The following is a 23,432-nucleotide window of genomic DNA, read 5'->3' as shown; positions in this document are numbered from 1 at the left end:
GGCGCATGCCTTCGCCGGGATGAAACGGGACGAGACGCAACGACCATGATCGGGGTCGATTGGGGCACCACAAGCCTGCGCGCCTATCGCATCGGCGCATCTGGCCCAGCATCGGACAGGCTCGACCGGCCGGGCGGCATCCTCACCGTATCGGAAGGTGGCTTTCCCGCCGCGCTGCGCGACGCCATCGGCCCCTGGCTCGCGGCCGGGGAAACCAAGGTGCTGCTTTGCGGCATGGTCGGCAGCCGCCAGGGCTGGGTGGAGGCACCCTATCTGCGCTGCCCCGCCGGCCCGGCCGAGATCGCCGCCGCCACCACGCCCATTCCCTTCGACGGCGCCGAGCTGCGCCTGATCCCCGGCCTGACGACGGAGGATGAGGGCGGCGTCCCCGACGTCATGCGCGGTGAGGAAACCAAGCTGGTGGCGCTGGCGGAAAGCCTCGGCACCGCTTTGGCCTGCCTGCCCGGCACCCATAGCAAATGGGCGCGGCTGGAAGGCGGGCGCGTCACCGGCTTCAGCACCCATATGACCGGCGAGGCTTTCGCCGCCCTCTCCCAGCACACCATCCTGGCTCGCACCAGCACCGAGGGTCCGGAGGTGCCGGAGGCCTTCGCGCGGGGCGTCGATCGCGCGCGCCAGCCTGGCGGGCTGCTGCACCATCTGTTCGGCGCCCGCACCCTTAATCTGATGGACCGGCTGGAACAGGCGGAGACGCGCAGCTTCCTCTCCGGCCTGCTGATCGGCCATGAGATCGCGGCGGCGGCCACGGGCGTGACGGCGGTGCATCTCGCCGGCGCCGCGCATCTCTCGGCGCTCTACGCCGCGGCGCTGGCGCGCAACGGCATCGCGGTGACACAGCATGATCCGGATCTCGTCGCATCCGGCCTACGCCAGATCGGCAGGAGTCTCGGATGGGTCTGATTGACTGGCTCGCGGCCTGCCCCCTGGTCGCCATCCTGCGTGGGCTGAAGCCCGAGGAAGCGGTCGGGATCGGGGAGGCGCTGGTCACCTCCGGCATCGCCGTGCTGGAGGTGCCGCTGAACTCGCCGGAACCGCTGGAGAGCATCCGCATCCTGGCGAACCGCTTCGGCGAGGATGCGCTGATCGGCGCCGGCACGGTGACGGACCCTGCCGATTGCGCGCGCATCGCCGCCGTCGGCGGCCGGCTGATCGTGACGCCGCATGCCGACCCGGCCGTGGTGCGCGCGGCGAAGGCGGAGGGGATGATCTGCGTCCCCGGCTTCTTCACCCCGGGCGAGGCCTTTGCCCTGCTGAAGGCCGGCGCGGATGGCCTGAAGCTGTTCCCGGCGGAGGCGGGGTCGCCCGCGATGCTGAAGGCGATGCTCGCGGTGCTGCCCAAGGGCACGCGGGTGCTGCCGGTGGGCGGCATCGATGCGACCAATATTCCCGCCTGGCGGGAGGCCGGGGCCGCCGGCTTCGGCATCGGCAGCGCCATCTTCCGCCCCGGTGACGACGCCACGGCGGTGCGTGCCAAGGCGGCAAAGCTTCGCCTTGCCTGAATGGGAGCGGAGGGGCATCAATACCGCCAATCGTCCGGCGCGGATGTCGCGCGAACGGATGGCAAAGGGGGGTTGGTGTCCATGACTCTGCATCGTCGCGATGTCTTGCTGCTGGGTGCCGCGGCGCTGGCCGCGCCGGCTTTGGTGCGCAGTGCCAAGGCGCAGGAACTGACCCTGCGGCTGCATCACTTCCTGCCGCCCGTCGCCAATGTGCACCGCTTCTTCCTGATGCCCTGGGCGCAGAAGATCCAGGCGGAGTCGGAGGGCAAGCTGCGGGTGCAGATCTTCCCCTCGATGCAGCTGGGCGGCGCGCCGCCGCAATTGTTCGACCAGGCGCGGGACGGCGTGGTGGACATCGTCTGGACCCTGCCCGGCAATACCCCCGGCCGCTTCCCCAAGGTCGAGGTGTTCGAACTCCCCTTCGTGGCGGATCCGCGCGCCCGGCCGAATGCGCTGGCCTGCCAGGAATTCGCGCAGACCCATCTGCGGGAGGAATTCGGCGATGTGCATCCCATCGTCATCTGGGGGCATGACGGCGGCGTCATCCATTCCAACCGCTCCGTCACCAAGCTGGAGGATATGCGCGGCCTGAAGCTGCGCTTCCCCACCCGCCAGGCCGGCGAAGCGCTGCGCGCCCTCGGCGCCGCGCCGATCGGCCTGCCGGTGCCGCAGGTACCGGAGGCGGTGTCCCAGCGCGTGATCGACGGCGCGGTGGTGCCGTGGGAGGTGGTGCCCTCCATCCGGTTGCAGGAGCTGGTGAACCACCACACCGAGATCCTGGGCACCCCCACCTTTTATTCCGCCACCTTCATCCTGGCGATGAACAAGGCGCGCTACGCGGCGATGCCCGCCGAGTTGCGGACGGTGCTGGACGCCAATTCCGGCATGGTCGCCGCCGAGATGGCGGCCAAGCCCTGGGACGACCAGGGACCCCTGGTCCGCGCCCAGGTGGAACGCCGACGCCAGAACACCATCGTGCAGCTCTCGGCGGAGGAGAAGCAGCGCTGGATCGAGGCGACGCACCCCGTCGTCGATAACTGGATCGCCGGATCGCGCGAGCGCGGCTTCGACGGCGCGGCGCTGCTGGCCGAGGCGCGCGGTCTGATCGCCAAGCACGGCGCCTGACACCTTCCGGGCCGGCGCGCCCGACCCAGAACAGGAGCGCCGGCTGATGCAGGACGACCTGGCCCCCAATTGGGGGCAGCCACCCGGTGGCGCCATCGGCTTTGCCGCGCGGGCGCTGGCCTTCCTGGGTGGCGTTTCGCTGCTGGTGGCGGCGCTGGTCACCACGATCAGCGTGGTGCTGCGCTGGTTCACCAGCCAGCCGATCCGCGGTGATTTCGAGATTGTCTCCATCGCCAGCGGCGTCGCCGTGTTCGGCTTCCTCGCCTATGGCACGCTGATGCGCGCCAATATCCTGGTCGACACCTTCTCGACCTGGCTGCCGCGCCGTGTGGCGGGGGTGGTGGATGCCTTCTGGATGCTGGTCTGGGCGGCAGTCGCGCTCTGGCTCGCGGAACGCATGGGCCTCGGCGCGGTCGAGACCTGGCGCAACGGCATGCGGACCATCGGGCTGCTCGCCTTACCCTATTGGTGGGCGGTGGCGATCGGCGCGCTGGCCTTCGGCATGACCGGCGTGGCGGCGCTGGTCTGGGCGCTGCGCTTCCTGCGGGGGCGCTTCTGATGGCGCCGGAATTCCTGCTGGCCCTGACCGGCTTCGGCGCGCTGCTGGCGCTGATCGCGCTGCGCGCGCCGGTGGGGCTGGCCATGCTGCTGGTCGGCATGGGCGGCTATGTCCACATCCTGGACTGGACCGCGCTCGGCAACTACCTGAAGACGACGCCCTACCACCTGTTCGCCAACTATACCCTCTCGGTCATTCCGCTGTTCATCCTGATGGGATCGCTGGCGGAGCGTGGCGGGCTGGCGCGGGATCTGTTCGCGGCGGCGAATGCGCTGATCGGGCGCAAGCCGGGCGGCATGGCGATGGGCGTGATCGGCGCCTGCGGCTGCTTCGGCGCGGTCTGCGGCAGTTCCGTCGCCACCACCGCCACCTTCGCCCGCGCGGCCCTGCCGGAGCTGCGGCGCTATGGCTACGATCCGGGCTTCTCCACCGGCACCATCGCGGTCGGCGGCACGCTGGGCATCCTGATCCCGCCCAGCGTCATCCTGGTGATCTATGCGATCAGCACGGAACAGAACATCGCCAAGCTGTTCATGGCGGCGCTGATCCCCGGCCTGCTGGCCATGGCGCTCTATATCCTCGCCATCATGCTGCTGGTGCGGCGCAACCCCGCGCTCGGCCCGCCGGGCGAGGCGCCGAGCCCCGCCGAACGCCGCCGCGCCTTCCTCAATGTCATCCCCGTGCTGCTGATCGCGGTGGTGGTGGTGGGGGGCATCTATGGCGGCGTCTTCACGCCCACCGAAAGCGCCGCCATCGGCTGCATCGGCACGCTGGCGACCGGCGTGCTGCGCGGCACGTTGCGGGGGCGGGAGGTGCGCGAAAGCCTGTTCGCCACTGCCGAGACGACGGCGATGATCTTTGCGATCCTGCTCGGCGCGGAGATCTTCAACGCCTTCCTCGCCCTGACCCAGGCGCCGGATCTGCTCGGGATGTGGATCTCCGAACAGAACTATCCGCCCTATGCGGTGCTGGGCATCCTGCTGCTGTCCTACATCATCCTTGGCGCCGTGATGGACGAGCTGGCCATGATGCTGCTGACCCTGCCGGTGTTCTTTCCCGTCATCACCGCCCTGGATTTCGGCCTGACGACGGAGGAGACGGCGATCTGGTTCGGCATTCTGGTGCTGGTGGTGGTCGGCATCGGGCTGACGGCACCACCCATCGGACTGAATGTCTTCGTCGTCTCGGGCCTCGCCAAGGACGTGCCTATGGCGCGCATCTATCGCGGGGTCATGCCCTTCCTGGCGATGGACCTGGTCCGCCTCGGCCTGCTGGTGGCCTTCCCGGCGCTCAGCCTCTGGCTGGTCAACGCGCTGAGCTGAGCGGGGCGGATAGTTGACGTCCGCATCCATCGGCGGCACGAAACGCCCAACGCCTCGAGGAGCCTGACCATGGCCGATGCCTTCATCTGCGACGCCGCCCGCACCCCCATCGGCCGCTATGCCGGCGCGCTGAAGGATGTCCGCCCCGACGATCTCGGTGCCATTCCGATCAAGGCGCTGATGGCGCGCAACCCTGGCCTCGACTGGTCGGCGGTGGAGGATGTGGTCTTCGGCTGCGCCAACCAGGCCGGTGAGGACAATCGCAACGTTGCCCGCATGTCCGCCCTTCTGGCCGGCCTGCCCGAATCGATCCCCGGCTCCACCGTGAACCGCCTGTGCGGATCGGGCATGGATGCCGTCGGCATCGCGGCCCGCGCCATCAAGGCCGGCGAGTGCGAACTGATGCTGGCCGGCGGCGTGGAAAGCATGACCCGCGCGCCCTTCGTCATGGGCAAGTCGGCCGAAGCCTTCGGCCGCACCGCGGAAATCTATGACACCACCATCGGCTGGCGCTTCGTGAACCCGAAGATGAAGTCCGATCACGGCGTCGATTCCATGCCGGAGACGGCCGAGAACGTGGCCCAGGATTTCCAGGTCTCCCGCGCCGACCAGGACGCCTTCGCCTACCGTTCCCAGCAGCGCGCCGGCCGCGCCCAGGCCGCCGGCCGCTTCGCGCAGGAAATCGTTCCGGTCACCATCCCGCGCCGCAAGGGCGATCCGATCGTGGTGGACCAGGACGAGCATCTGCGCCCGGACACGACGATGGAGGCCCTGGCCAAGCTGGGCACGCCCTTCCGCAAGGAAGGCGGCAGCGTCACCGCCGGCAACGCCTCCGGCGTCAATGACGGCGCCTGCGCCATCCTGGTCGCCAGCGCCGCCGCCGCGGCGAAGCACGGGCTGACGCCGCGCGCCCGCGTGGTGGCCGCGGCGACCGCCGGCGTCGCGCCGCGCATCATGGGCTTCGGCCCGGCGCCGGCTGTGAAGCGTGTGCTCGCCAAGGCCGGGCTGACGCTGGCCGACATGGCGGTGATCGAGCTGAACGAGGCCTTCGCCGCCCAGGCGCTGGCCGTCACCCGCGACCTCGGCCTGCCCGACGACGCGGCGCATGTGAACCCGAATGGCGGCGCCATCGCGCTGGGCCATCCCCTCGGCATGTCCGGCGCGCGGCTGGTGCAGACGGCGGTGCAGGAGCTGCACAACCGCGGCGAACGCTACGCCCTGGTCACCATGTGCATCGGCGTCGGCCAGGGCATCGCCATGGTGCTCGAGCGCGTCTGAGGCCCCCAGCGGTGGGCGATGATCTCGCCCACCCAACCGGCTTCCAAGGCCACACGACTTAGTGATAGGACAAGAACAGGTCAGGTGGGGAGCCGGGATGTTTTTGCACCTGGGCGATATTGTCGTGCATGCAGCCGTCGATGGCCCCGCCGAGGCGCCACCCCTGCTGATGCTGCATTCCATCGGCACCTGCCTGCATGTCTTCGATCCACAGGTGGCCATCCTGTCCCGCAGCCATCGCGTGATCCGCATGGATATGCGCGGCCATGGCCTGTCCGGCGTGACCGACGGCGACTATTCGATGCAGCTGCACGCGGCCGATGGGCTGGCGCTGCTCGATGCGCTCGGCATTCGCGAAGCGCATGTCCTTGGCATGTCGATCGGCGGGCGGATCGCGATGCAGCTCGCGGTCATGGCGCCGGATCGCGTGAAATCCCTCATCCTGATGGACACCGCGCTGGAATTCCCGCCGCCCCAGGCCTGGCAGGACCGCATCGAGGCGGTGATGGAGATCGGCACCAAGGCGCTGGTCGAGGTCGTGATGCCGCGCTGGGTGGTGGATACCACCCTGCCCTCCTCCCAGGCCCTGCGGCAGATGCTGCTGCGCACGGATCGGCGCGGCTATTCCGGCTCCGCCGCCGCGCTGCGCGATGCGCGGGCGGAGCAGGTGGCCGGGCGCATCACCTGTCCCACCACGGTCGTCGTCGGGGACTGCGACGTCGCCACGCCGCCGGAGATGGCGCGGCAGGTGCAGGCGGCCGTCCCTGGCAGCCGCTACGTGGAGATCGCCGGCGCCGGCCACCTGCCCTCGCTGGAAAAGGCCGAGGCCACGACCGCCGTCATCCTTGACCACTTCGCAAGCCTCGCCCCGAAGCCCGGGCACGAGGCTGGCCTCGCCGTGCGCAAGGCGGTGCTGGGGGAAGCGCATGTGGCCCGCGCCTCGGCCCAGGTCACGGCGCTCGATGCCGCCTTCCAGGAATGGATCACCGCCCATGTCTGGGGCGGCATCTGGACCCGCCCCGGCCTGCCGCGCCACACGCGCAGCCTGCTGTGCATCGGCGTGATGGCGGCGCTGGCGCGGCATGAGGAGCTGGAGCTGCATATTCGCGCCACCCGCGCCACCGGCGTGACGCCGGAGGAAATCGGTGAGGTGCTGCTGCAGGTCGGCGCCTATGCTGGCGTCCCCACGGCCAATGCGGCACTGAAGATCGCCAAGGCCGTACTCCAGGAGGAGCAAGAGCGATGAGCGACCCGATTCCCTATCGCCGGCCACAGCCGGGAACCCAGCCGCCCTATGACGCGCCGGCCTATGGCAGCACCCATAAGCGCCACCCGAAGCAGCCGCTGGTCCTGGTGCCGAACACGCTGACCGAAACCAGCGCGCCGCGCTTCGACCCGGCATTCTTCGCGCCGCAGGTCGATATGTCCCAGGTTGCGGGCCGCTCGGCCATGGGGGAGCGGATCATCGTCGCCGGCCGCGTCACCGATGAGGATGGCCGCCCCCTGCGCGGCGCCATGGTGGAGGTCTGGCAGGCCAATGCCTCCGGCCGCTACCACCATCCGCGCGACCAGCACGACGCGCCGCTGGACCCGAACTTCCAGGGCCGCGCCCGGATCTTCACCGATGCGGAGGGGAACTACAGCTTCACCAGCATCAAGCCCGGCGCCTATCCCTGGCGCAACCACGCCAATGCCTGGCGGCCGATCCATATCCATTTCGGCCTGCACGGCACGGGCTTCGGGCAGCGCATGATCACCCAGATGTACTTCCCCGGCGACCCGCTGCTGCCGCTGGACCCGGTGTTCAACAGCACGGCGGATGAGGCCGCGCGCAACCGGCTGGTTTCGGTCTTCGACCTGGATATCACCCGGCCCGAGTTCGCGCTCGGCTACCGCTTCGACATCGTGCTGCGCGGCCCCGCCGCCACCCCCTTCGAGAACGCGCCATGACCGTGACCCCCGCGACCGCGAGCCAGACCGCAGGCCCTTACTGGCACATGATCGACTTCCCGGAATGGGCCGACCTGCTGCGCCCGAACGGGCCGAATGCGGATGCGGCCGGGGAACGCATCATGCTGGTCGGGCGGGTGAGCGATGGCGATGGCGTGCCCTGCGTCGATGCCATGGTGGAAATCTGGCAGGCCGGCCCGGACGGCGCCTATGACGCCGGCTTCCACGGTTTTGGCCGCTGCGCCACCGACACGGATGGCGAGTTCCGCTTCACCACGCTGAAGCCCGGCCCGGTGCCCGGCCTCGGCAATGCCACCCAGGCGCCGCACATCCTGGTCACCATCTTCGCCCGCGGCCTGATGAAGCACCTCGTCACCCGCGCCTATTTCGCCGGGGAGGCGCTGAACGAGCAGGACCCGGTGCTGAACCTGGTGGATCCCGCCCGGCGCGGCACGCTGATCGCGCTGCCCGCCGGCGTCGGCGCCTGGCGGCTCGACATCCGGCTGCAGGGCGAAGGCGAGACGGTCTTCCTCGACATCTGAGGCGCCGACCACCCGCCTCGGCGGGTGGTGGGACCTACCGCGCCAGATCGGGCTGCGGCGGTTTGGCTCCCAGCAGCGCGCCGATCGTCTCCGCCGCGCGGGCCACGCTGAAAGGCTTGGCCAGGAAGGGCGCGCCCGGCAGGCCGCGCCCCGGCTCCGCCGCCCGAAAACGGCCGGAGGTATAGACCACGGGCAGGCGTGGCCGCAGCTGCCGCGCCGCATGCGACAGGTCGAACCCATCCGCGCCCGGCAGGTTGATGTCGGTCAGCAGCACGTCGATGTCGGGTCGCCGCGCCAGCAGGCGCAGCGCCTCTTCCGCATCTTCGGCTTCCACCACCGTGAAGCCAGCATCGGTCAGACCTTCGGCAACGGTCATCCGCACCAGCGGGTCGTCCTCCACGAGCAGCAACGTCAAGGCGCCCGCCTCCATTCCAAAAACCCCTCCCGCACAAGAGCCTAAGCACGGCGCGCCCTAAAAAGGTGGCCCGCCCCTTGTGACGAGTGCGTGATGGGCAATGATGAACGAAAGCTGTGCTTCCCACGCCGCGCGTGCGGCGCGCCATACTGCGCCGCACAAGACCCTTGCCTCTCCGTGCCGGCACGCCATACAGGGCAACATGCCTCCCAAAGATATCGCCATCATCGGCGCCGGCCTCGCCGGGCTCGCCTGTGCCAAGACCCTCGCCGCCTATGACGTCCGGCTGCGCCTGTTCGACAAGGGCCGCGGCCCGGGCGGACGGATGTCCAGCCGGCGCGTGGAGGCGGGCGGCCATGTGCTGAACTTCGACCACGGCGCGCAGTATCTGACCGCGCATGGCGCGGCCTTCGGCGCGGTGCTGGAAGCGGCGCGGGCGCAGGAATGGCCGGATGCCGGGCGGCGCGTCGGCGTGCCGCGCATGTCCTCCGTGCCCCGCGCCTTGTCGGAGGGGATGGACATCGACCTGATGCGCCATGTCGTCGCCATCACCGGCGGACCCGGCGCCTGGTATTTGCAGCACCATGACGCCCGACTGATGCGCCCCGGCCAGCCCCTGCCCGCGCGCGCGCCGGAATCGGATGGTCCCTTCGAGGCGGTGGTGCTGGCGATGCCGGCGCCGCAGGCCCAGGCGTTGCTGGCCGGCCCGGCGCCGCATCTGGCGGGCGTGCTGGATCATGTGCGCTTCGAGCCCTGCTGGTCACTGATGCTGGCCTTCCCCGAGCGCCTGCCCCTGCCCGACACCCTCCGCCAGACCGGCCCGATCGGCTGGGCGGCGCGGGACAGTTCCAAGCCCGGCCGCGATGCCAGCCTGGAGCTGTGGGTGGTGCAGGGCGGCCCCGCCTGGTCGCGCGAGAACCAGGATCTGACACCGGAGGCGGCGGCCACGGAACTGCTGCGGGAATTCACGGAACTGGCCGGCCAGGCCCTGCCCAGCCCCTATTTCAGCGCCGCCCATTTCTGGCGCTACGCGCTGGTGGAAACGCCGCTGGGCGCGCCCTGCCTCTGGGATGCCAAGCTCGGCCTGGGCGCGGCCGGAGACTGGTGCATCGGTGCGCGGGCGGAGGCGGCGGTGGACAGCGCCGCCGCCCTGGTCGCCGCGATCCGGAGTGCCTGAGCGCCACCCCGCCCGCCGCTGACCGACCGCCTGAGCCCTGACACCTCCCCCGAGGACCCATGACCTCCCCCGACGCGATCACCGCCGAAATCCTCCGACAGACCGCGGCGCGCGGCCCGGCGAAAAGCATCTGCCCGAGCGAGGTGGCCAAGGCCCTGGCGCCGGAGGAGGAGGCCTGGCGGCGCCTGATGGGTCCGATCCGCGCCGCCGCCATTCGACTGGCCCGAGCCGGGCAGGTGGAGGTGCTGCGCAAGGGCAAGCCGGTATCGCCGGAGGCCGAGATCCGCGGCGTGATCCGCCTGCGCGCGCCGCAGACGGATGAGGGGGAGCCATCGGCATGAGCCGCCGCCTTTCCGTCTCCAGCCTCGGCTTGCTGCGCGGCCCCGGCACCGCCGGCCTGCCGCCGGCCGAGCCGGTGGATTTCAGCCGACTGGTGCTGCCCGCCTCCCCCAATGCCGCGCTGATGAGCCCGCCGGGCGCCACCACCCAGCCGCATCAGGGCCTGCCGCTGCTGCCGGTCTCGCCTGAGGCCGCCTGGGCGGCGCTGCGGATGCTGGGCGAGGGCCTGCCGCGCTGCTGGAAGATGGCGGAATGGCCGGAGCGGCGGCAGGCGCAATGGGTGGTGCGGTCGCGCTTCGCCGGCTTCCCGGACCTGGTGAATGGCCAGGTGGTGCCGCTGGTCGGCGGCTCCGGCGTTTTCCTGTATTCGCGCAGCCTGCTCGGCTATTCCGACTTCGGCGTGAACCGTCGCCGACTCGCCGCCTGGCGCGCCAGGCTGGAGGAGGCGCTGCGCGCCGCGTGAAACCCCCTCCCCGGACATGACCGCATGCGCCGCCTCGGCTCCTTCCTGCATGACGCCTGGGCGCTGACGCGCCCTTACTGGACCAGCGAGGAGAAGGGGCGCGCCCTGCTGCTGCTGGGTGCGGTCATCGTGCTGAACCTGTCGCTGGTCGGCATGACGGTGGTGCTGACCTATTGGCAGCGCGCCTTCTACAACACCTTGGAATCGAAGGACGCCGCCACCTTCTGGTCGCTGATCTTTCTGGGTGGGGAGGCGGACGGCACCTGGTTTCCGGGCTTCGTCGTGGTCGCGGTCGCCTATATCCTGATCGCCGTCTACCAGCTGTATCTGCGCCAGGCCTTGCAGATCCGCTGGCGCCGCTGGCTGACGCGGGACTATCTGGACGACTGGCTGGCCGACCGCGCCTATTACCGCATCGCCCTGACCGACCCCGGCACCGACAATCCGGACCAGCGCGTGGCCGATGACCTGCGGCTGTTCGTGGATGACACACTGACTTTGGGCCTCGGGCTGATGAACAGCGTCGTGACGCTGTTCTCCTTCATCGTCGTGCTCTGGTCGCTGTCCGGCCCGCTGGAGGTCTTCGGCGTCTCGATCCCCGGCTACATGGTCTGGGTGGCGATCGCCTATTCGGCGCTGGGCACCTGGCTGGCGCATCTGATCGGCCGCCGGCTGATCGGGCTGAACTTCCTGCAACAGCGGGTGGAGGCGGATTTCCGCTACGCCCTGGTGCGCTTCCGCGACAATGTGGAGGGCGTGGCCCTGCATGGCGGAGAGGCGGATGAGAAGCGCGGCTTGTTGGCCCGCTTCCAGGCCCTGGCCGAGAACTGGTGGGCGATCATGACCGCCACCAAGCGGCTGACCTTCTTCACCGCCGGCTATTCCCAGGTGGCCAGCATCTTCCCGATCGTGGTGGCGGCGCCGGCCTATTTCGCCGGAAGCATTCAGCTGGGCGGGCTGATCCAAACCAGCAGCGCCTTCGGCCAGGTACAGGGCGCACTCTCCTGGTTCGTGGACTCCTACGCGCAGCTCACCGAATGGCGCGCGACGGTGGAGCGCCTGACCGGCTTCCGGCGCGCCATCGCGACGGCGCGCGCCACCGCCACCGGACCGCAACGCGCCGGCGGCGCCGATGCGGCGGTGACGCTGGAGGGGGTGACTCTGTCCCTGCCCGATGGCCGCGTGCTGCTCAGCGACGCCGCGCTGCGGCTGGAGAAGGGCGAGGCGGTGCTGATCTCGGGCGCATCGGGCAGTGGCAAGTCCACGCTGTTCCGCGCCTTGGCCGGCATCTGGCCCTATGGCAGCGGCGCCGTTCATATGCCGGAGGGCACCCGCGCCTTGTTCCTGCCGCAGCGTCCCTATCTGCCGCTCGGCAGCTTGCGCCGTGCCGTCTGCTACCCGCGGGATGCCGCGACGGTGCCGGAGGCGGAGGTGCTGGAGGCCCTGTCCGCCGTGGGCCTCGGCCATCTCGCCGACCGGCTGGATGTGGAGGATGCCTGGGACCGGCGCCTGTCAGGCGGGGAGCAACAGCGCCTCGCCTTCGCCCGCGCGCTGATCGCGAAGCCGGACTTCCTGTTCCTGGACGAGGCCACCGCCAGCCTGGACCCGGCGGCGGAGGCGGCCGTCTACAAGCTGGTGACGGAACGCCTGCCGGGGGTCGGCATGCTCTCCATCGCCCATCGCCCGGCCGTCGCCGCCTTCCATGGCCGCGCCCTGCGCGTGGCGGAGGGGCGGCTGGAACAGGCGGAGGCCTGAGCTACAGCGCCCGGGCGTTGGAGGTGTCGCAGGCCTGGAGGGTGCCGCCCGACAGGCCCTGGCGGAACCAGCGGACCCGCTGGGCGGAGCTGCCATGGGTGAAGCTCTCGGGCACCACCTGGCCACCGCTGCGGCGCTGCAGTCGGTCGTCGCCCACGGCGGCGGCGGCGGCGAGGCCTTCCTCGATGTCGCCTTCCTCCAGGATCTGCCGCGCATCCTGCGCCCGGCGCGCCCAGACGCCGGCCAGGCAATCGGCCTGAAGCTCGATGCGCACCTGCTGCGCATTGGACTGCTGCCCATTGCCGAGCACGCCGAGCAGGTTCTGCACGTGGTGGCCGACCTCATGCGCGATGACATAGGCCGCGGCGAAATCGCCGGGCGCGCCGAGCTGGCGCTGCATCGAGGCCAGGAAGTCGAGGTCGATGTAGACCTGCCGGTCGCGCGGGCAATAGAAGGGGCCGACGGTCGACTGGGCATTGCCGCAATCGGTGCTGACCGCGCCGCTGAACAGAACCAGGATCGGCGCCTGGTAGGTCCGGCCGGCCTGCTGGAACATCGGGGTCCAGACATCCTCGGTCTCGGCCAGCACGCGACGGACGAAGCGCGCGCCCTCATCCTGCGCCGGGGCGCCACTCCGCTGCTGCGCCTGCTGCTGGGGCGCGCCGCCATCCAGCCCCGACAGGATCACAGAGGGATCGACGCCGAACAGCAGCGCCAGCACCACCAGCACCACGCCGCCGAAGCCGCCGCCGATGGCGATGCCACCGCCGCGCCCCATGCCGCGCCGGTCCTGCACATTCCCGCTTTCGCGCCCACCGCCCAACCGCATCACGCGCCCTCCGTCACGATGGGGAAACGTGATGGCGCGGGCGAAGTTGCCTCGGTCTCAGCCGCGCAGCAGACGCTCCAGCGCCGGGGACAGGCCGATGCCGGTGCGGCCGCTGGGGGCGGCGTAGCTGCCGGTGCGGGGCTTTGGCAGGCGCTGGGCGACGAGCGCCTCGGCCAGCTTCACGGCGCAGGTGATGCCATCCAGCAGCGGCACCGGGGCGCGGTCCTGCAACTGCGCCGCCATGCCGGCCAAAGCGGCGCCGGCCAGCACCACGGAATCGCAGCGCGCCGCCATCGCCTCCGCCGCCGCCAGCACCTGGCCGGCGGCGCCATCGGGATTGGCGATGGCCTGCTGCGGCGTCAGCGGCAGGCCCGCCACCTCCGCGCAGCGCGCGGTCAGGCCGTGCCGCGCCACCAGCTCCTCATAGGGCCGTGCCTGACCCAGCGTCAGCACGCCAAAGCTGCCGCCCAGCAGACAAGCGGTCAGGCAGGCCGCCTCGGTCATGCCGATCACCGGACAGGGCATCAGCTGCCGCGCCGCATCCAGCGCCGTGTCGTGGCTGACGGCGAGGATGGCGGCTTCGATGGCGCCGGCATGCTCGGCGAGCGTGGCCAGCAGCGCATGGGCGGCGATCGCATTCTCCGCCCGCGTCGAGATCACGGAGGGTCCGAAGGCCGGCGTGGCACCCACAATCTCCGTGCCCGGGGCGGCGGCGGCTCGCGCCGCGACCACGCAGGCCTCCGTGATCGCGAGCGTCGTATTGGCATTCACCACCAGGATGCGCATGGCCTCAGCCCCCGACCATGGTGCCGCCCGTGGGCGGCGCGCCGCCCCCCAGCGCCGCCAGCCCTTCGGGCAGAGCGCGGGAATTCTCGGTCAGAAGCAGCAGGCGCAAGGCCTCCCGCGTCCCGGGCGCCGGGGCGGTCGGTGCCTCTGTCCCCGCTGCCTCCGCCGCCACCTCGGCGATGCCCTCGGCCCGCCGCTTCCAGACCTGCAAGGGGTTGAATAGCAGCACGTCACCCGGCCGCACATCCATCCGCAGGGCGAGGCCCGGCTCGGCGCAGATGCTGTCCAGCAGATCCAGCGCCTGCACCTGCGCGGCGGTCAGGCGCGGCGTCTGCGGCAGGCGCTGCGCCGCCTCGATGGCATCGCGCGCATAGCGGCCGATGAAGGCGCCGGAGGCGCTGCTGAACACCGGCAGGTCGAGCACCAGCCCGCCCGGCGCGGCATGCGGCAGCGGGCGGTACAGCACCTCCAGCGCCGCGCGGTCGCGTTTCATCATTTCATTGTGCACGGTGGCGGCGGCGACCAGCATGGCCGGGTCCACCTCCGGCGGCTGGCGCAGCACCAGCAGGGCCACGGCATCCGCCGCATCGGCATGGAAGCGCCAGCGCAGCGCGCCCCCGGCGGCGCTGTGCAGCCGCTGCACCGGCCCGGCCTCGCCGACCAGGGGGCGGCCGAGATGGATGCCGAGCGCCATCAGCAGCGGCTCGGCCAGGGCCTCCCCCAGCCGTTCCAGCGTCAGGCCGCGCAGCAGCACGAAGCCGCGCCCGGTGTCGAGCCGCGTCGCCGCGCCGCGCAGCACGGCGCCGAGGCGCGGCAGCGGCGCTTCCGCGGCGGAGGCGGGGGCACGGCCGCCGAGCGCGGTCAGCGCCTGTTCCAGCTCCGCCAGATCCTCCGCGCCGAGCGGAATCATCCAGTCGGAATGGCGGAGATCCGCGGCACGCCAGGCGGCGGGACCGGCCTGGGGCACCAGGCGCAGGCGCGGTGGCGCAAGGGGGGAATCAGCCTGGGGCGGCAGGGGCATGTCACTCATCGGGGCCGACAATACAGCAAAGCCGTCCGGCGCCACATCTTGCCTTATGGCATCCCCTGCCCCCAGGCTGGCGCCCCTTGCCGGAGACCCTGCGCCATGGATGCCCCGACGTCGTCCCTGCCCGCCCTCGACCTGCCCTTCGACACGGAGGCGATGCTGTCGGGGCTGCGGCCCTGGGTGGAATGCGAAAGCCCGACCTTCGACGCGGCGGCGGTGAACCGCATGATGGACCTGGCCGGCCGCGACCTGGCCCTGCTGGGCGCGCGCGTGGAGCGGATTCCCGGCCGCATGGGTTTTGGCGATTGTGTCCGCGCGCGCTTCCCGCATCCGGCCGGGGACACCACGCCAGGCATCCTCGTCCTCGCCCATCTCGATACCGTCCATCCTGTCGGCACGCTGCAAAAGCTGCCCTGGAAGCGGGATGGCGGCACCTGCCGCGGCCCCGGCATCTTCGACATGAAGGGCGGCACCTTCCTGGCGGTGGAGGCGCTGCGCCAGATCCTGCGCGCCGGCCTGCCGACCCCCCTGCCGGTCACCTTCCTGCTGACCTCCGATGAGGAGGTGGGCAGCCCCTCCACCCGCGACCTGATCGAGGCGGAGGCGCGCCGCGCCCGCTATGTGCTGGTGCCGGAACCGGCGCGGCCGGATGGCGGCGTGGTGACCGGCCGCTATGCCATCGCGCGTTTCAACCTGCGCAGCACCGGCCGGCCGAGCCATGCGGGCATCACACTGGGGGAGGGTCGCTCCGCCATCCGCGAAATGTGCCGCCAAGTGCTGGCGATCGAGGCGATGACCACGGAGGACTGCACCTTCTCCGCCGGCGTCATCCATGGCGGGCAATGGGTGAATTGCGTGGCGACGCATTGCGATGCGGAGGTGCTGTCCATGGCCAAGCGGCAGGCGGACCTGGATGCCGGGGTGGAACGCATGCTGGCGCTGAAGCCCGCCGCGCCGGATGTGGCGCTGGAGGTGACGCGCGGCGTGACCCGCCCGGTCTGGGAGCCGGATGCGGGCACCATGGCGCTGTATGAGGTGGCGCGCGGTATCGCCCAGCGGCTCGGCTTCGCCATCCCCCCGCAATCCTCGGGCGGCGGCTCGGACGGCAATTTCACGGGCGCCATGGGCATTCCGACGCTGGATGGGCTCGGGGTGGCGGGCGCGGGCGCGCATACGCTGGACGAACACATCGCCGTGGGCAGCCTGGTGCCGCGGGCCAAGCTCTTCGCCGGGCTGCTGACGCGCCTTTCTTGAGAGTCGTGATCCGTCGCAATTTTTGCTTTACCCTTGCTCAGAACGAGCAAGGGAGACAGCCATGCGGCGCGTGACGATTTTCGGGATGTTGCTGGCGCTCAGCCTGCCATCCGTGGCGCTGGCGCAGAGCGCGCCGATTACCGGCCCCAATGCGGGGGCGGTGCATGGGCAGAACTGGAACATGCGCCAGGACCTGCACAGCCCCACCCAGCCCGGCGGCCCGCCGCAGACCCGCACCCAGCGCCTGCGGCAACAGGCCCAGCAGACCCAGGCCCAGCGCCGGGCGCAGCGGCAACAGGCGCAGCAACGCCAGCGGCAGCAGGCCCAGCAACGGCAGCAGGCGCAGCAGCGTCAGCGGCAACAGGCGCCGCAGCCGCAGCCGCAGCCGCAGCCGCAGCCGCAATAACGCGGACGCCGCCGCCTACGATCGAAGGTCAGCTGCCGCCGTCGACCTGCAGGACCTGGCCGGTGATCCAGCTTGCGAAGGGTGAGGCGAAGAACATCACCGCATGCGCCATGTCCTCCGGCTCCCCCAGCCGGCGCATGGCGATGCGGGCCAGCATCTGCTTCTGGCCTTCCTCGCCATAGCTTTCGAACTGCTTGATCGAGGCGGGGTTGGACAGGGCGAAGCCCGGCGCCACGGAATTCACGGTGATGCCGTAGGGGCCGAATTCCCGGGACAATTGCCGCGTCAGGCCCACCAGCGCGTGCTTTGAGCTGCAATAGGCCTGGATGCCGGTCAGGCTGGCCTTCAGCCCGGCGCCGCTGCTGATGGTGACGATGCGGCCCGTGCCGGCCTTTTTCATGCCGGGCGCAACCGCCTTGGCCAGGTTGAAGGCGGCATGGGTGTTGATGTCGAAGATCGCGTGCCAGTCCTCCTCCGGCACTTCCTCGATCGGGCGCATCACCTGGCCGCGCACGCCGCCGGCATTGCAGACCAGCACGCCGATGGGCTGGCCGGTCGCCTGCTCGATGTCGCGAATCCAGCCGGCCGCGGCGCCCTTCGCGGTCAGGTCGAAGGCGGCGGTGGTGATGCTGCCCTCGGTCGCGGCGGTCTCGGCGAGTTCCTCCGCCGACAGATCGCAGGCGAAGACCTTGGCGCCCAATTGCGCAAAGCCACGGGCGATGGCGCGGCCATAGCCATGGCCGGCGCCTGTCACCGCCACCACCACGCCGTCATATCGGATGTTCATCGCATCAGCTCCGTGAGGTTGGCATCGGACATCGGGCGCTCGCCACGCTCGCATTCATGGATCATGGCGATCAGCCGTTCGAGCGTCGGGCAAGGCAGGCCGTGGGCGCGGCCGATCGGCGGCACGGCGCCGATCTGCGCATCGGCAGGCGTTGCGCGATGGCGGACCCACAGGTCGCGCCAGATACCGGAATGGGTCTTGGCGTTCGGGCGGTTGAAGGCCTCCATGGCGATCATGGAGGCGCGCGCGGCCTCTTCCGTCCCGCCCGGGCCGAAGGCGTTCGGATCGAATCCGTTGAAGCCGAGCGGCGTCACACCCTCCGCTTGCGCCACGGCGATCACCTCCCCGCACAAGGCGCGCACCAGCGGCAGCAATTCGGACCGCGCCAGTGTGTCGGCGATGCCCTTCTCGGCCAGACCCTGGGCGTAGAGCAGGCTGGAATAGGCCAGTTTGCCCCAGAGATAGCCCCAGATATTGGGGGTCAGCACGGCGTCGGGCTCGAAGGTCTCGGCCAGCAGCCTGTGCAGCGCCTGCACGCGCGGCGTCGTGCTGCCATCCAGCTCGCCCACCACCACGGCGCCCCGATTGCCGTACAGAATGCGGCCGGGCTCGATCCAGTCGGCACCGAAATTGACGAAGGCGCCCATGGTGCGATGGGCGCCGCAGACCTCCGCGATGACCCGCTCGCACAAGCCGTTCTGCAAGGACAGCACATAGCCGTCCTCGGCGAGGTGCGGCAGCAACTGGCGGCAGGCGGCTTCCGTGTCGTGGGTCTTCACGGCGAGGAAGATGCGCCGGAACACGCCCTTCACCTGCGCGGGCGCATAGGCCGGGGCCACGACCTTCATCTGCGCCACAGGCCCCTCGATCACCAGGCCGCGGGCCGGGTCGGCGATGGCGGCGACGTGGTCAGGCACCACGTCGCAGAACACCACCGCATGGCGGGCCCGGACCAGATGCGCCCCCACCGTGCCGCCGATGGCGCCCGCGCCCCAGATCAGGATGGGACCGTGGTCCACCGCCTCCCGCGCCCCATCCCTGCCTGCCAAGCCGAATCCCTCCTGCGCCATGACCGCCATGCACGCGGCGCCCTTGCGCGGCGCGGTGCCGCCGGACCACCCTGCGCCCAGGCTAGACAGGACCAGCGCCGCGTCAATGCGCCGGGGACATGCAGGACGGCGATGAGCGGCAATCTCAAGGGTGCGGTGCTGATGTCCGCCGCCGCGGTGCTTTTCGCGGCGGAGGTGCTGATGATCCGCTGGATGACCGCGCGCGGCATTCCGGTGGAGGTGCAGCTTTTTGCCCGCGCCCTCGGGCAGTTGCTGTGGGTCTCGCCCCGCATCGCGACCAGCGGCCTCGCCGTGTTCCGCACGAAGCGGCTGCCGATGCATATGGTGCGCGGCGCATCGTCCCTGGTCTGCTGGGGTCTCTACTACTACTCCTTCACCCGGCTCGACATGGCGACGGGCACGGTGCTGTCCTTCACCAACGTCATGTTCACCACGCTGCTCGCCGCGCCCATTTTGGGGGAGCGGGTGGATCGCTGGCGCTGGTTCGGCACCATCGCCGGGCTGCTCGGCGTCGCGGTGATGCTGCGGCCCGGCGCGTCGGTGGACCCGATCGGCGCGGCCGCCGCCCTTGTCGCGGCCGTCGCCTGGTGCGGCATCACGCTCTCCTCCCGCAGCCTGACGCGCACGGACAGCACGCTGACGGTGCTCGCCTGGGTCGGGGTCTTCACCAGCCTTGGCGTGCTGCCGCTCGCGGTCGCGGCCTGGGTGCCGCTCGGGCTGTTCGAAATGGGCCTGCTGCTGGTGGTCGCCACCGTCATGCCCGGCATCATCTTCCTGGTGACGGAGGCGCTGCGCCATGGCGAGGCCAGCGCCATCGCCCCCTTCCAATATCTGCGCCTGGTCGTGGTCACCGCCGCCGGCTGGATCCTGTACAACGAGGTGCCGGACCTGTTCGGCTGGATCGGTGCCGCCATCATCCTGACCGGCGCGCTGGTCATCACCGTGGCGGAAGCACGCCGCCGATGAGTCCCTTCACCAGGGCGGCACTGCTGGCAGTGGCCGCGGGCTTTGTCTTCAACCTGGAAACCACGCTGGTGAAGGCGATCGAGGGCGTGCCGCTGGCGACCCTGGTGCTGGCCCGCGCCCTCGGCCAGCTTGCCTGGACTCTGCCGGTGCTGGCGCGGGACCCGACTCTGCCGCGCACCGGCGCGCTGCCGATGCAGATCTTTCGCGGCCTGCTCTCCGTGGTGTCCTGGTACACCTACTACCTCGCCTTCACCGGCCTGCCGCTGGCCACCGCGACGGTGCTGTCCTTCACCTCCGTCCTCTTCGTCACCGCCCTCGCCGGGCCGGTGCTGGGGGAGCGCGTCCGCTGGCGACGGTGGAGCGCGACGCTGGTGGGGTTTTGCGGCGTCGTCGCCATCGTCCGGCCCGGCGATGCGGGGGCGGTGGCGCTGGACTGGCCGCTCGCGGCCTCCCTGTTCTCAGCGCTGCTTGGCGCGGTGATCGTGCTGACCACCAAGACCCTGGCGCGGACGGAGCGCACGGGCACCATCATGTTCTGGATCGGCGTGGTGGCGGTTGCGGTCGCGCTGCCGGTCGCGCTGCCCACCCTTGCCTGGCCGGGCTGGGACAATTTCGGCCTGCTGCTGCTCTGCGGGTTGTGCGGGCCCTTCGCCATGCATCTCTGGATCAATGCGCTGCGCATGGTCGATGCCAGCGTCATCGCGCCGATCTCCTATATCCGCCTGATCTTCGCCGCGGGCACGGGCGTGCTGCTGTTTCGGGAGGTGCCGGATATCTGGCTCGGCATCGGCGCCGCGCTGATCGTCGGCTCCGCCATCTACATCACGCGGCGGGAGGCGCGGCTGGGGCGCCGCCGCGCGGCGCCGCTGGCGGCGAATGCCGAAGCCGCGCTGCCGCTTCAGACGACGAAGCCCGCCTCCGCCAGCGCCGTATCCAGCGGCGATTCCTCCAGCCCGAATTCACGGTAGCCCCGGCGCAGATGACCGACATACCAGGCCGCCGGCGGTCCCGGCTTCAGCCGCCGACCGACATAGATCCAGGCCTCGCCACCCTGATTGGGCAGCGGCAGTTTCAGCCGTTCATAAATGCCGAGGGCGGTGCCCTCGAAGCGGTCCAGCGCCGCCAGATGCGCCGGCGTGATGCGCCACAGCCCGACCGGCAGCAGCGCGCCCGTCTCCGGCACGATATCGGCGAAGCGGCGCAGCACCAGGCGCCAGCCGGGCAGCAGCGCGACGCCCGCCGGCTCCGCGCCTTCGCAGCGTTCCGTCATCCGGGCGTGATCGAGATTGCTGCCATAGGCGGCATAGAGGGGGGGCTGCATGGCGGCGCAGCCTGCCCCGCCCGCACCGCCCGGGCAAGGAGGGCCGCGTGATGCTGCTGTTGCAGGCCGCGCCGCTGCTGCTGCTGGTGGCGCTGCTGCTTTCGGGCCGCGCCGGGCCGGTGCCGGCGGTGCTGGCCGCGCTGGCGGCCGCGCTGCCCGCCGTGGTCGCGACGCTGGAGGGGCCGGCCCTGCCCTTTCTGTCCGACGAAACCCTGCGCGGCCTGTTCCTGGCGCTGAAGCCGGTCACGGTGCTGATGGGCGGGCTGCTGTTCCATGCCGCCGTCTCCGGCCGCGAGGGTGCCGCCACGGTGCCGGGCGGCGCACCCGATCCGCGCCGCATCTTCGTGGCGACGCTGCTGATGGGCGGCTTCATGGAAAGCATCACCGGCTTCGCGGTGGGCGCTGTCTTCGCGCTGTCGGCGATTCGCGGCATGGGGCTGCGCGGCGCGCCGGCCGGTGCCATGGCGCTGCTGTCGCTGACCCTGGTGCCCTGGGGCGGGCTCGGCCCGGGCACATCGCTGGGCGCGGCGCTGACGGGGCTGTCGGCGCAGGAGGTGGCGGCGCTGACCGCCTGGCCCAATGCGGCCTGGCTGCTGCTGATGGGGCCGGTGCTGTGGCGGCTTTGCGCCGCCGCCGGTGTCGCCGTGCCGGGGGGGGAGAAGGCGGCGCAGATGGGGCTGCTGGCCTGCATGGCGGCGATCCTGCTTGCCTCCCACGCTCTGTTCCCCTTCGAGGTCGCGGGCATCCTGGCCACCGGCCTGCCGCTGCTCTTCGCCCTGTGGCGGCTGGACCCGCCGCGCGGCGCGCAGGGCTGGCGGCGCGCGGGGCAAGCGATGGCGCCCTATCTGCTACTGACTTTTTGCCTATTGGTGGCGCGGAGTTGGGCCGGCGCGCCGGAATGGGCGCCCTATGCCGATCTGCCCGGCTTTCCCATCACCCATGTGGCGGTGGTGCTTTGGGTGGTCTCCGGCGCACTGCTGCTCCGCCACGCCGGGGCGGTGCCGCGCGCCTTGGCCGCGCTGGAACGGGCGCGGCGGCCGGCGCTGGCCATGCTGCTCTATGTCGTGCTGGCGCGCTGGATGGCGGGGTCGGGCATGGCCGGCGCGCTGGCCGGCGCGGCGGCGGAGGGGTTCGGGCCCTTTGCCCCCTATGCGGTGCCGGTGCTGGGGCTCGCCTCCGGCATCGTCACCGGCAGCAATGTCGGGTCGAACGCCGCGCTGATGCCGGTGCAGGCGGCGCTTGGCCAGGCGGCGGGGCTGCCGCCGCTGCTGGCGCCTGCCTTGCACAATTTCTCGGGCGCCGCGGGCGCGGGCATGTCCTTCGCCGGCACCGCGATGATCTGCGGTTTGCTGGCCGATGGCGCGCGGCCGGCGCAGATCTGGCGGCTGCTGCTGCCCTCCATGCTGGGCGTGGTGGTGCTGGGCTGGATCATGGTGGCGTGGCTGGGTTAGTTGTTGGATCGCGTGATCCAGACCTTTGGTGCCTCGCACCTGCGGCCATCACGCTTTGATCGCCACCCGCCCCGCCGGCGTCGCCACCACCCAGAGCGCACCGTCCTTCGTCTCGCAGGCCACCAGCCCGCGATCCGCCGCATCCTCCCACACCGTCAGCCGGGGGCAGGAGGTGCGCCAGACCTCCATCACCTCCGCATAGGGCCGCGGCGCATCGGCGATCCAGGCGACCAGGTCACGGATCAGGGGTTCCTTGGGGTCGGTCACGGGCGCCTCCATCAGGGAAAGACCAGCAGCCAGGTGCCCTGCGCCAGGTAGAAGGCGGCGATCCCCGCCACCAGCCGACCGGCCCAGGCGCGGTACTGCACCTCCGTCAGCGCTGCCAGCAGTGGCCGTGCGAGCAGGGTGCCGAGCAGGGAGGCGGCGACGGCACCGCCCGCCAGAACCGGATCCAGCTCTGCCGCGCCGGGCACCAGCCCGCCGAAATAAAGCAGCTTCATCGCATGGCCCTGCACCTGGCAGACCGCCTTGGTGGCGACGATGCCATGCCGGTCGAGCTTGCCGCCGAGGAAGAAGCTGTCGAGCAACGGCCCGGCAACGCCGGTCAGCAGCATCAGCGACATGCTGGCCACGCCGCAGCATGCCCCATGCAACGGCCTCTCCGGATCGGCCTTGGCCCCGCGCGGCAGCAGCTTCAGCAGGAAGGGGCTGAGGCCGAGCGCGATGAGGGCCAGCGGCTTGTCCGGCACGAACAGCACCAGCGACCACAACCCCACCGCGACGACGCAGCCCAGCGCATAGGCGAACACGATCCGCCAGCGCACATGCGCCAGCAGGAAGGCGGCGCGCCAGGCGTTGGAGGCAATCTGCGTCACCGCGTGCAAGGCCATCGCCACCGGCAGCGGCAACAGCATCAGCAGCACCCCCACCAGCACCAGCCCGCCCGCCATGCCGAAGATGCCGGAGAGCAGCGAGGTGGCGACCATCAGGGTCCAGAGCAGCATCATGGTGAGGGCGGTCATCGGTGGGTTCCTCCGCCGGATTCATTGCGCCACCAGCCGCTCCGGCACAAACTGCATTCACTGAGCCT

The 23,432-nt window shown here is 70.9% G+C and carries 27 protein-coding genes; 18 read left to right on the top strand and 9 right to left on the bottom strand.

The features are described from left to right. Positions 1–45: 45 nt before the first annotated feature. From ACVFYP_RS05145 to pcaG, 9 genes are all read left to right on the top strand, one after another. Positions 46–921: a 2-dehydro-3-deoxygalactonokinase gene (locus ACVFYP_RS05145; RefSeq protein WP_499199049.1), complete on the top strand. Its 876-nt coding sequence runs from the start codon at positions 46–48 to the stop codon at positions 919–921. Beyond that, entirely contained in the window at positions 912–1,520 is a 609-nt protein-coding gene (locus tag ACVFYP_RS05140; protein WP_499199048.1) for a 2-dehydro-3-deoxy-6-phosphogalactonate aldolase, read from the top strand. Before ACVFYP_RS05145 ends, ACVFYP_RS05140 begins: the two co-directional genes overlap by 10 nt. Positions 1,521–1,601: 81 nt before the next feature. Further along, positions 1,602–2,645: a TRAP transporter substrate-binding protein gene (locus ACVFYP_RS05135; RefSeq protein ID WP_499199047.1), complete on the top strand. Its 1,044-nt coding sequence runs from the start codon at positions 1,602–1,604 to the stop codon at positions 2,643–2,645. Between the two features lie 46 nt (positions 2,646–2,691). Beyond that, entirely contained in the window at positions 2,692–3,204 is a 513-nt protein-coding gene (locus tag ACVFYP_RS05130; protein WP_499199046.1) for a TRAP transporter small permease, read from the top strand. Continuing rightward, a complete protein-coding gene (locus ACVFYP_RS05125; RefSeq protein ID WP_499199045.1) occupies positions 3,204–4,526 on the top strand; it encodes a TRAP transporter large permease in 1,323 nt (440 codons plus the stop codon). The genes ACVFYP_RS05130 and ACVFYP_RS05125 overlap by 1 nt, the downstream gene beginning before the upstream one ends. A gap of 69 nt (positions 4,527–4,595) precedes the next feature. Then, positions 4,596–5,804 carry a 3-oxoadipyl-CoA thiolase gene (gene pcaF, locus ACVFYP_RS05120; RefSeq protein ID WP_499199044.1) on the top strand — a complete coding sequence of 403 codons (1,209 nt, stop codon included), beginning with the start codon at positions 4,596–4,598 and terminating at the stop codon, positions 5,802–5,804. Positions 5,805–5,901: 97 nt separating this feature from the next. Beyond that, positions 5,902–7,050: a bifunctional 3-oxoadipate enol-lactonase/4-carboxymuconolactone decarboxylase PcaDC gene (gene pcaDC / locus ACVFYP_RS05115; RefSeq protein WP_499199043.1), complete on the top strand. Its 1,149-nt coding sequence runs from the start codon at positions 5,902–5,904 to the stop codon at positions 7,048–7,050. Further along, positions 7,047–7,754: a protocatechuate 3,4-dioxygenase subunit beta gene (gene pcaH / locus ACVFYP_RS05110; RefSeq protein ID WP_499199042.1), complete on the top strand. Its 708-nt coding sequence runs from the start codon at positions 7,047–7,049 to the stop codon at positions 7,752–7,754. Before pcaDC ends, pcaH begins: the two co-directional genes overlap by 4 nt. Beyond that, positions 7,751–8,296 (top strand): protocatechuate 3,4-dioxygenase subunit alpha, encoded by a 546-nt coding sequence (gene pcaG / locus ACVFYP_RS05105; protein ID WP_499199041.1) that lies wholly within the window; start codon positions 7,751–7,753, stop codon positions 8,294–8,296. The genes pcaH and pcaG overlap by 4 nt, the downstream gene beginning before the upstream one ends. A 34-nt stretch (positions 8,297–8,330) precedes the next feature. Here the strand turns inward: pcaG and ACVFYP_RS05100 are convergent, their stop codons facing one another. Beyond that, entirely contained in the window at positions 8,331–8,711 is a 381-nt protein-coding gene (locus ACVFYP_RS05100; protein ID WP_499199040.1) for a response regulator, read from the bottom strand. Positions 8,712–8,913: 202 nt separating this feature from the next. Between ACVFYP_RS05100 and ACVFYP_RS05095 the strand changes: the two genes are divergently transcribed. The 4 genes from ACVFYP_RS05095 to ACVFYP_RS05080 are packed head-to-tail and all read left to right on the top strand — an operon-like array spanning position 8,914 to position 12,445. Then, positions 8,914–9,888 (top strand): NAD(P)/FAD-dependent oxidoreductase, encoded by a 975-nt coding sequence (locus ACVFYP_RS05095; RefSeq protein WP_499199039.1) that lies wholly within the window; start codon positions 8,914–8,916, stop codon positions 9,886–9,888. 59 nt (positions 9,889–9,947) lie between these two features. Next, positions 9,948–10,229, top strand: a complete 282-nt coding sequence (locus tag ACVFYP_RS05090) for a DUF3253 domain-containing protein (protein ID WP_499199038.1) — start codon at positions 9,948–9,950, stop codon at positions 10,227–10,229. Then, positions 10,226–10,690 (top strand): DUF1499 domain-containing protein, encoded by a 465-nt coding sequence (locus ACVFYP_RS05085; protein WP_499199037.1) that lies wholly within the window; start codon positions 10,226–10,228, stop codon positions 10,688–10,690. The genes ACVFYP_RS05090 and ACVFYP_RS05085 overlap by 4 nt, the downstream gene beginning before the upstream one ends. Before the next feature lie 24 nt (positions 10,691–10,714). Continuing rightward, positions 10,715–12,445 (top strand): ABC transporter ATP-binding protein/permease, encoded by a 1,731-nt coding sequence (locus ACVFYP_RS05080; protein WP_499199036.1) that lies wholly within the window; start codon positions 10,715–10,717, stop codon positions 12,443–12,445. A 1-nt stretch (position 12,446) separates the two neighbouring features. Here the strand turns inward: ACVFYP_RS05080 and ypfJ are convergent, their stop codons facing one another. Genes ypfJ through ACVFYP_RS05065 form a run of 3 tightly spaced genes read right to left on the bottom strand, consistent with a single transcriptional unit; the run spans position 12,447 to position 15,090 of the window. Beyond that, the gene (gene ypfJ, locus ACVFYP_RS05075) at positions 12,447–13,274 is read right to left on the bottom strand and encodes a KPN_02809 family neutral zinc metallopeptidase (RefSeq protein ID WP_499199035.1); all 828 of its coding nucleotides are present in this window, start codon (positions 13,272–13,274) and stop codon (positions 12,447–12,449) included. A gap of 57 nt (positions 13,275–13,331) precedes the next feature. Continuing rightward, complete coding sequence (locus tag ACVFYP_RS05070) at positions 13,332–14,060, bottom strand: aspartate/glutamate racemase family protein (RefSeq protein ID WP_499199034.1); 729 nt, start codon at positions 14,058–14,060, stop codon at positions 13,332–13,334. A gap of 4 nt (positions 14,061–14,064) precedes the next feature. Continuing rightward, positions 14,065–15,090 carry a TauD/TfdA family dioxygenase gene (locus ACVFYP_RS05065; RefSeq protein ID WP_499199033.1) on the bottom strand — a complete coding sequence of 342 codons (1,026 nt, stop codon included), beginning with the start codon at positions 15,088–15,090 and terminating at the stop codon, positions 14,065–14,067. Between the two features lie 96 nt (positions 15,091–15,186). Here ACVFYP_RS05065 and ACVFYP_RS05060 point away from each other — a divergent pair, with 96 nt between their 5' ends. Both ACVFYP_RS05060 and ACVFYP_RS05055 read left to right on the top strand, forming a co-directional pair. Next, complete coding sequence (locus ACVFYP_RS05060) at positions 15,187–16,341, top strand: M20/M25/M40 family metallo-hydrolase (RefSeq protein ID WP_499199032.1); 1,155 nt, start codon at positions 15,187–15,189, stop codon at positions 16,339–16,341. Positions 16,342–16,402: 61 nt separating this feature from the next. Then, positions 16,403–16,747, top strand: coding sequence for a hypothetical protein (locus ACVFYP_RS05055; protein ID WP_499199031.1), 345 nt, complete (start codon positions 16,403–16,405; stop codon positions 16,745–16,747). A gap of 28 nt (positions 16,748–16,775) precedes the next feature. Here the strand turns inward: ACVFYP_RS05055 and ACVFYP_RS05050 are convergent, their stop codons facing one another. Continuing rightward, positions 16,776–17,534 carry an SDR family NAD(P)-dependent oxidoreductase gene (locus ACVFYP_RS05050; RefSeq protein ID WP_499199030.1) on the bottom strand — a complete coding sequence of 253 codons (759 nt, stop codon included), beginning with the start codon at positions 17,532–17,534 and terminating at the stop codon, positions 16,776–16,778. Further along, on the bottom strand, positions 17,531–18,583 hold the full coding sequence (locus ACVFYP_RS05045) for a ketopantoate reductase family protein (protein ID WP_499199029.1): 1,053 nt from the start codon (positions 18,581–18,583) through the stop codon (positions 17,531–17,533). The genes ACVFYP_RS05050 and ACVFYP_RS05045 overlap by 4 nt, the downstream gene beginning before the upstream one ends. A 132-nt stretch (positions 18,584–18,715) precedes the next feature. Between ACVFYP_RS05045 and ACVFYP_RS05040 the strand changes: the two genes are divergently transcribed. Together ACVFYP_RS05040 and ACVFYP_RS05035 are read left to right on the top strand one after the other, a co-directional pair. Further along, positions 18,716–19,570, top strand: a complete 855-nt coding sequence (locus ACVFYP_RS05040) for a DMT family transporter (RefSeq protein ID WP_499199028.1) — start codon at positions 18,716–18,718, stop codon at positions 19,568–19,570. Then, positions 19,567–20,538, top strand: a complete 972-nt coding sequence (locus ACVFYP_RS05035) for a DMT family transporter (RefSeq protein ID WP_499199027.1) — start codon at positions 19,567–19,569, stop codon at positions 20,536–20,538. Before ACVFYP_RS05040 ends, ACVFYP_RS05035 begins: the two co-directional genes overlap by 4 nt. Here the strand turns inward: ACVFYP_RS05035 and ACVFYP_RS05030 are convergent. Then, complete coding sequence (locus tag ACVFYP_RS05030) at positions 20,469–20,891, bottom strand: gamma-glutamylcyclotransferase family protein (protein WP_499199026.1); 423 nt, start codon at positions 20,889–20,891, stop codon at positions 20,469–20,471. The genes ACVFYP_RS05035 and ACVFYP_RS05030 overlap by 70 nt on opposite strands. A 50-nt stretch (positions 20,892–20,941) precedes the next feature. Here ACVFYP_RS05030 and ACVFYP_RS05025 point away from each other — a divergent pair, with 50 nt between their 5' ends. Next, on the top strand, positions 20,942–22,342 hold the full coding sequence (locus tag ACVFYP_RS05025) for an L-lactate permease (RefSeq protein WP_499199025.1): 1,401 nt from the start codon (positions 20,942–20,944) through the stop codon (positions 22,340–22,342). Positions 22,343–22,390: 48 nt separating this feature from the next. Here the strand turns inward: ACVFYP_RS05025 and ACVFYP_RS05020 are convergent, their stop codons facing one another. Both ACVFYP_RS05020 and ACVFYP_RS05015 read right to left on the bottom strand, forming a co-directional pair. Next, positions 22,391–22,609: a hypothetical protein gene (locus ACVFYP_RS05020; protein WP_499199024.1), complete on the bottom strand. Its 219-nt coding sequence runs from the start codon at positions 22,607–22,609 to the stop codon at positions 22,391–22,393. A gap of 11 nt (positions 22,610–22,620) precedes the next feature. Then, the gene (locus ACVFYP_RS05015; protein ID WP_499199023.1) at positions 22,621–23,364 is read right to left on the bottom strand and encodes a TSUP family transporter; all 744 of its coding nucleotides are present in this window, start codon (positions 23,362–23,364) and stop codon (positions 22,621–22,623) included. Positions 23,365–23,432 lie beyond the last annotated feature (68 nt).

It is taken from the genome of Roseomonas sp. F4, from assembly GCF_053891155.1.
The sequence above is the reverse complement of the archived record's forward strand: the minus strand, read 5'-3'. Positions and strand labels throughout refer to the sequence as shown.

Coding starts and splice junctions, on each gene's coding strand:
- ACVFYP_RS05055 (WP_499199031.1), top strand. CDS start 16,403: ATGCGGCGCGTGACGATTTTCGGGATGTTGCTGGCGCTCAGCCTGCCA.
- ACVFYP_RS05085 (WP_499199037.1), top strand. CDS start 10,226: ATGAGCCGCCGCCTTTCCGTCTCCAGCCTCGGCTTGCTGCGCGGCCCC.
- ACVFYP_RS05095 (WP_499199039.1), top strand. CDS start 8,914: ATGCCTCCCAAAGATATCGCCATCATCGGCGCCGGCCTCGCCGGGCTC.
- ACVFYP_RS05025 (WP_499199025.1), top strand. CDS start 20,942: ATGCTGCTGTTGCAGGCCGCGCCGCTGCTGCTGCTGGTGGCGCTGCTG.
- ACVFYP_RS05030 (WP_499199026.1), bottom strand. CDS start 20,891: ATGCAGCCCCCCCTCTATGCCGCCTATGGCAGCAATCTCGATCACGCC.
- ACVFYP_RS05015 (WP_499199023.1), bottom strand. CDS start 23,364: ATGACCGCCCTCACCATGATGCTGCTCTGGACCCTGATGGTCGCCACC.
- ACVFYP_RS05035 (WP_499199027.1), top strand. CDS start 19,567: ATGAGTCCCTTCACCAGGGCGGCACTGCTGGCAGTGGCCGCGGGCTTT.
- pcaDC (WP_499199043.1), top strand. CDS start 5,902: ATGTTTTTGCACCTGGGCGATATTGTCGTGCATGCAGCCGTCGATGGC.
- ACVFYP_RS05090 (WP_499199038.1), top strand. CDS start 9,948: ATGACCTCCCCCGACGCGATCACCGCCGAAATCCTCCGACAGACCGCG.
- ACVFYP_RS05145 (WP_499199049.1), top strand. CDS start 46: ATGATCGGGGTCGATTGGGGCACCACAAGCCTGCGCGCCTATCGCATC.
- ACVFYP_RS05060 (WP_499199032.1), top strand. CDS start 15,187: ATGGATGCCCCGACGTCGTCCCTGCCCGCCCTCGACCTGCCCTTCGAC.
- ACVFYP_RS05080 (WP_499199036.1), top strand. CDS start 10,715: ATGCGCCGCCTCGGCTCCTTCCTGCATGACGCCTGGGCGCTGACGCGC.
- ACVFYP_RS05130 (WP_499199046.1), top strand. CDS start 2,692: ATGCAGGACGACCTGGCCCCCAATTGGGGGCAGCCACCCGGTGGCGCC.
- pcaG (WP_499199041.1), top strand. CDS start 7,751: ATGACCGTGACCCCCGCGACCGCGAGCCAGACCGCAGGCCCTTACTGG.
- ACVFYP_RS05140 (WP_499199048.1), top strand. CDS start 912: ATGGGTCTGATTGACTGGCTCGCGGCCTGCCCCCTGGTCGCCATCCTG.
- ACVFYP_RS05065 (WP_499199033.1), bottom strand. CDS start 15,090: ATGAGTGACATGCCCCTGCCGCCCCAGGCTGATTCCCCCCTTGCGCCA.
- ACVFYP_RS05135 (WP_499199047.1), top strand. CDS start 1,602: ATGACTCTGCATCGTCGCGATGTCTTGCTGCTGGGTGCCGCGGCGCTG.
- ACVFYP_RS05070 (WP_499199034.1), bottom strand. CDS start 14,060: ATGCGCATCCTGGTGGTGAATGCCAATACGACGCTCGCGATCACGGAG.
- pcaF (WP_499199044.1), top strand. CDS start 4,596: ATGGCCGATGCCTTCATCTGCGACGCCGCCCGCACCCCCATCGGCCGC.
- ypfJ (WP_499199035.1), bottom strand. CDS start 13,274: ATGCGGTTGGGCGGTGGGCGCGAAAGCGGGAATGTGCAGGACCGGCGC.
- pcaH (WP_499199042.1), top strand. CDS start 7,047: ATGAGCGACCCGATTCCCTATCGCCGGCCACAGCCGGGAACCCAGCCG.
- ACVFYP_RS05050 (WP_499199030.1), bottom strand. CDS start 17,534: ATGAACATCCGATATGACGGCGTGGTGGTGGCGGTGACAGGCGCCGGC.
- ACVFYP_RS05040 (WP_499199028.1), top strand. CDS start 18,716: ATGAGCGGCAATCTCAAGGGTGCGGTGCTGATGTCCGCCGCCGCGGTG.
- ACVFYP_RS05125 (WP_499199045.1), top strand. CDS start 3,204: ATGGCGCCGGAATTCCTGCTGGCCCTGACCGGCTTCGGCGCGCTGCTG.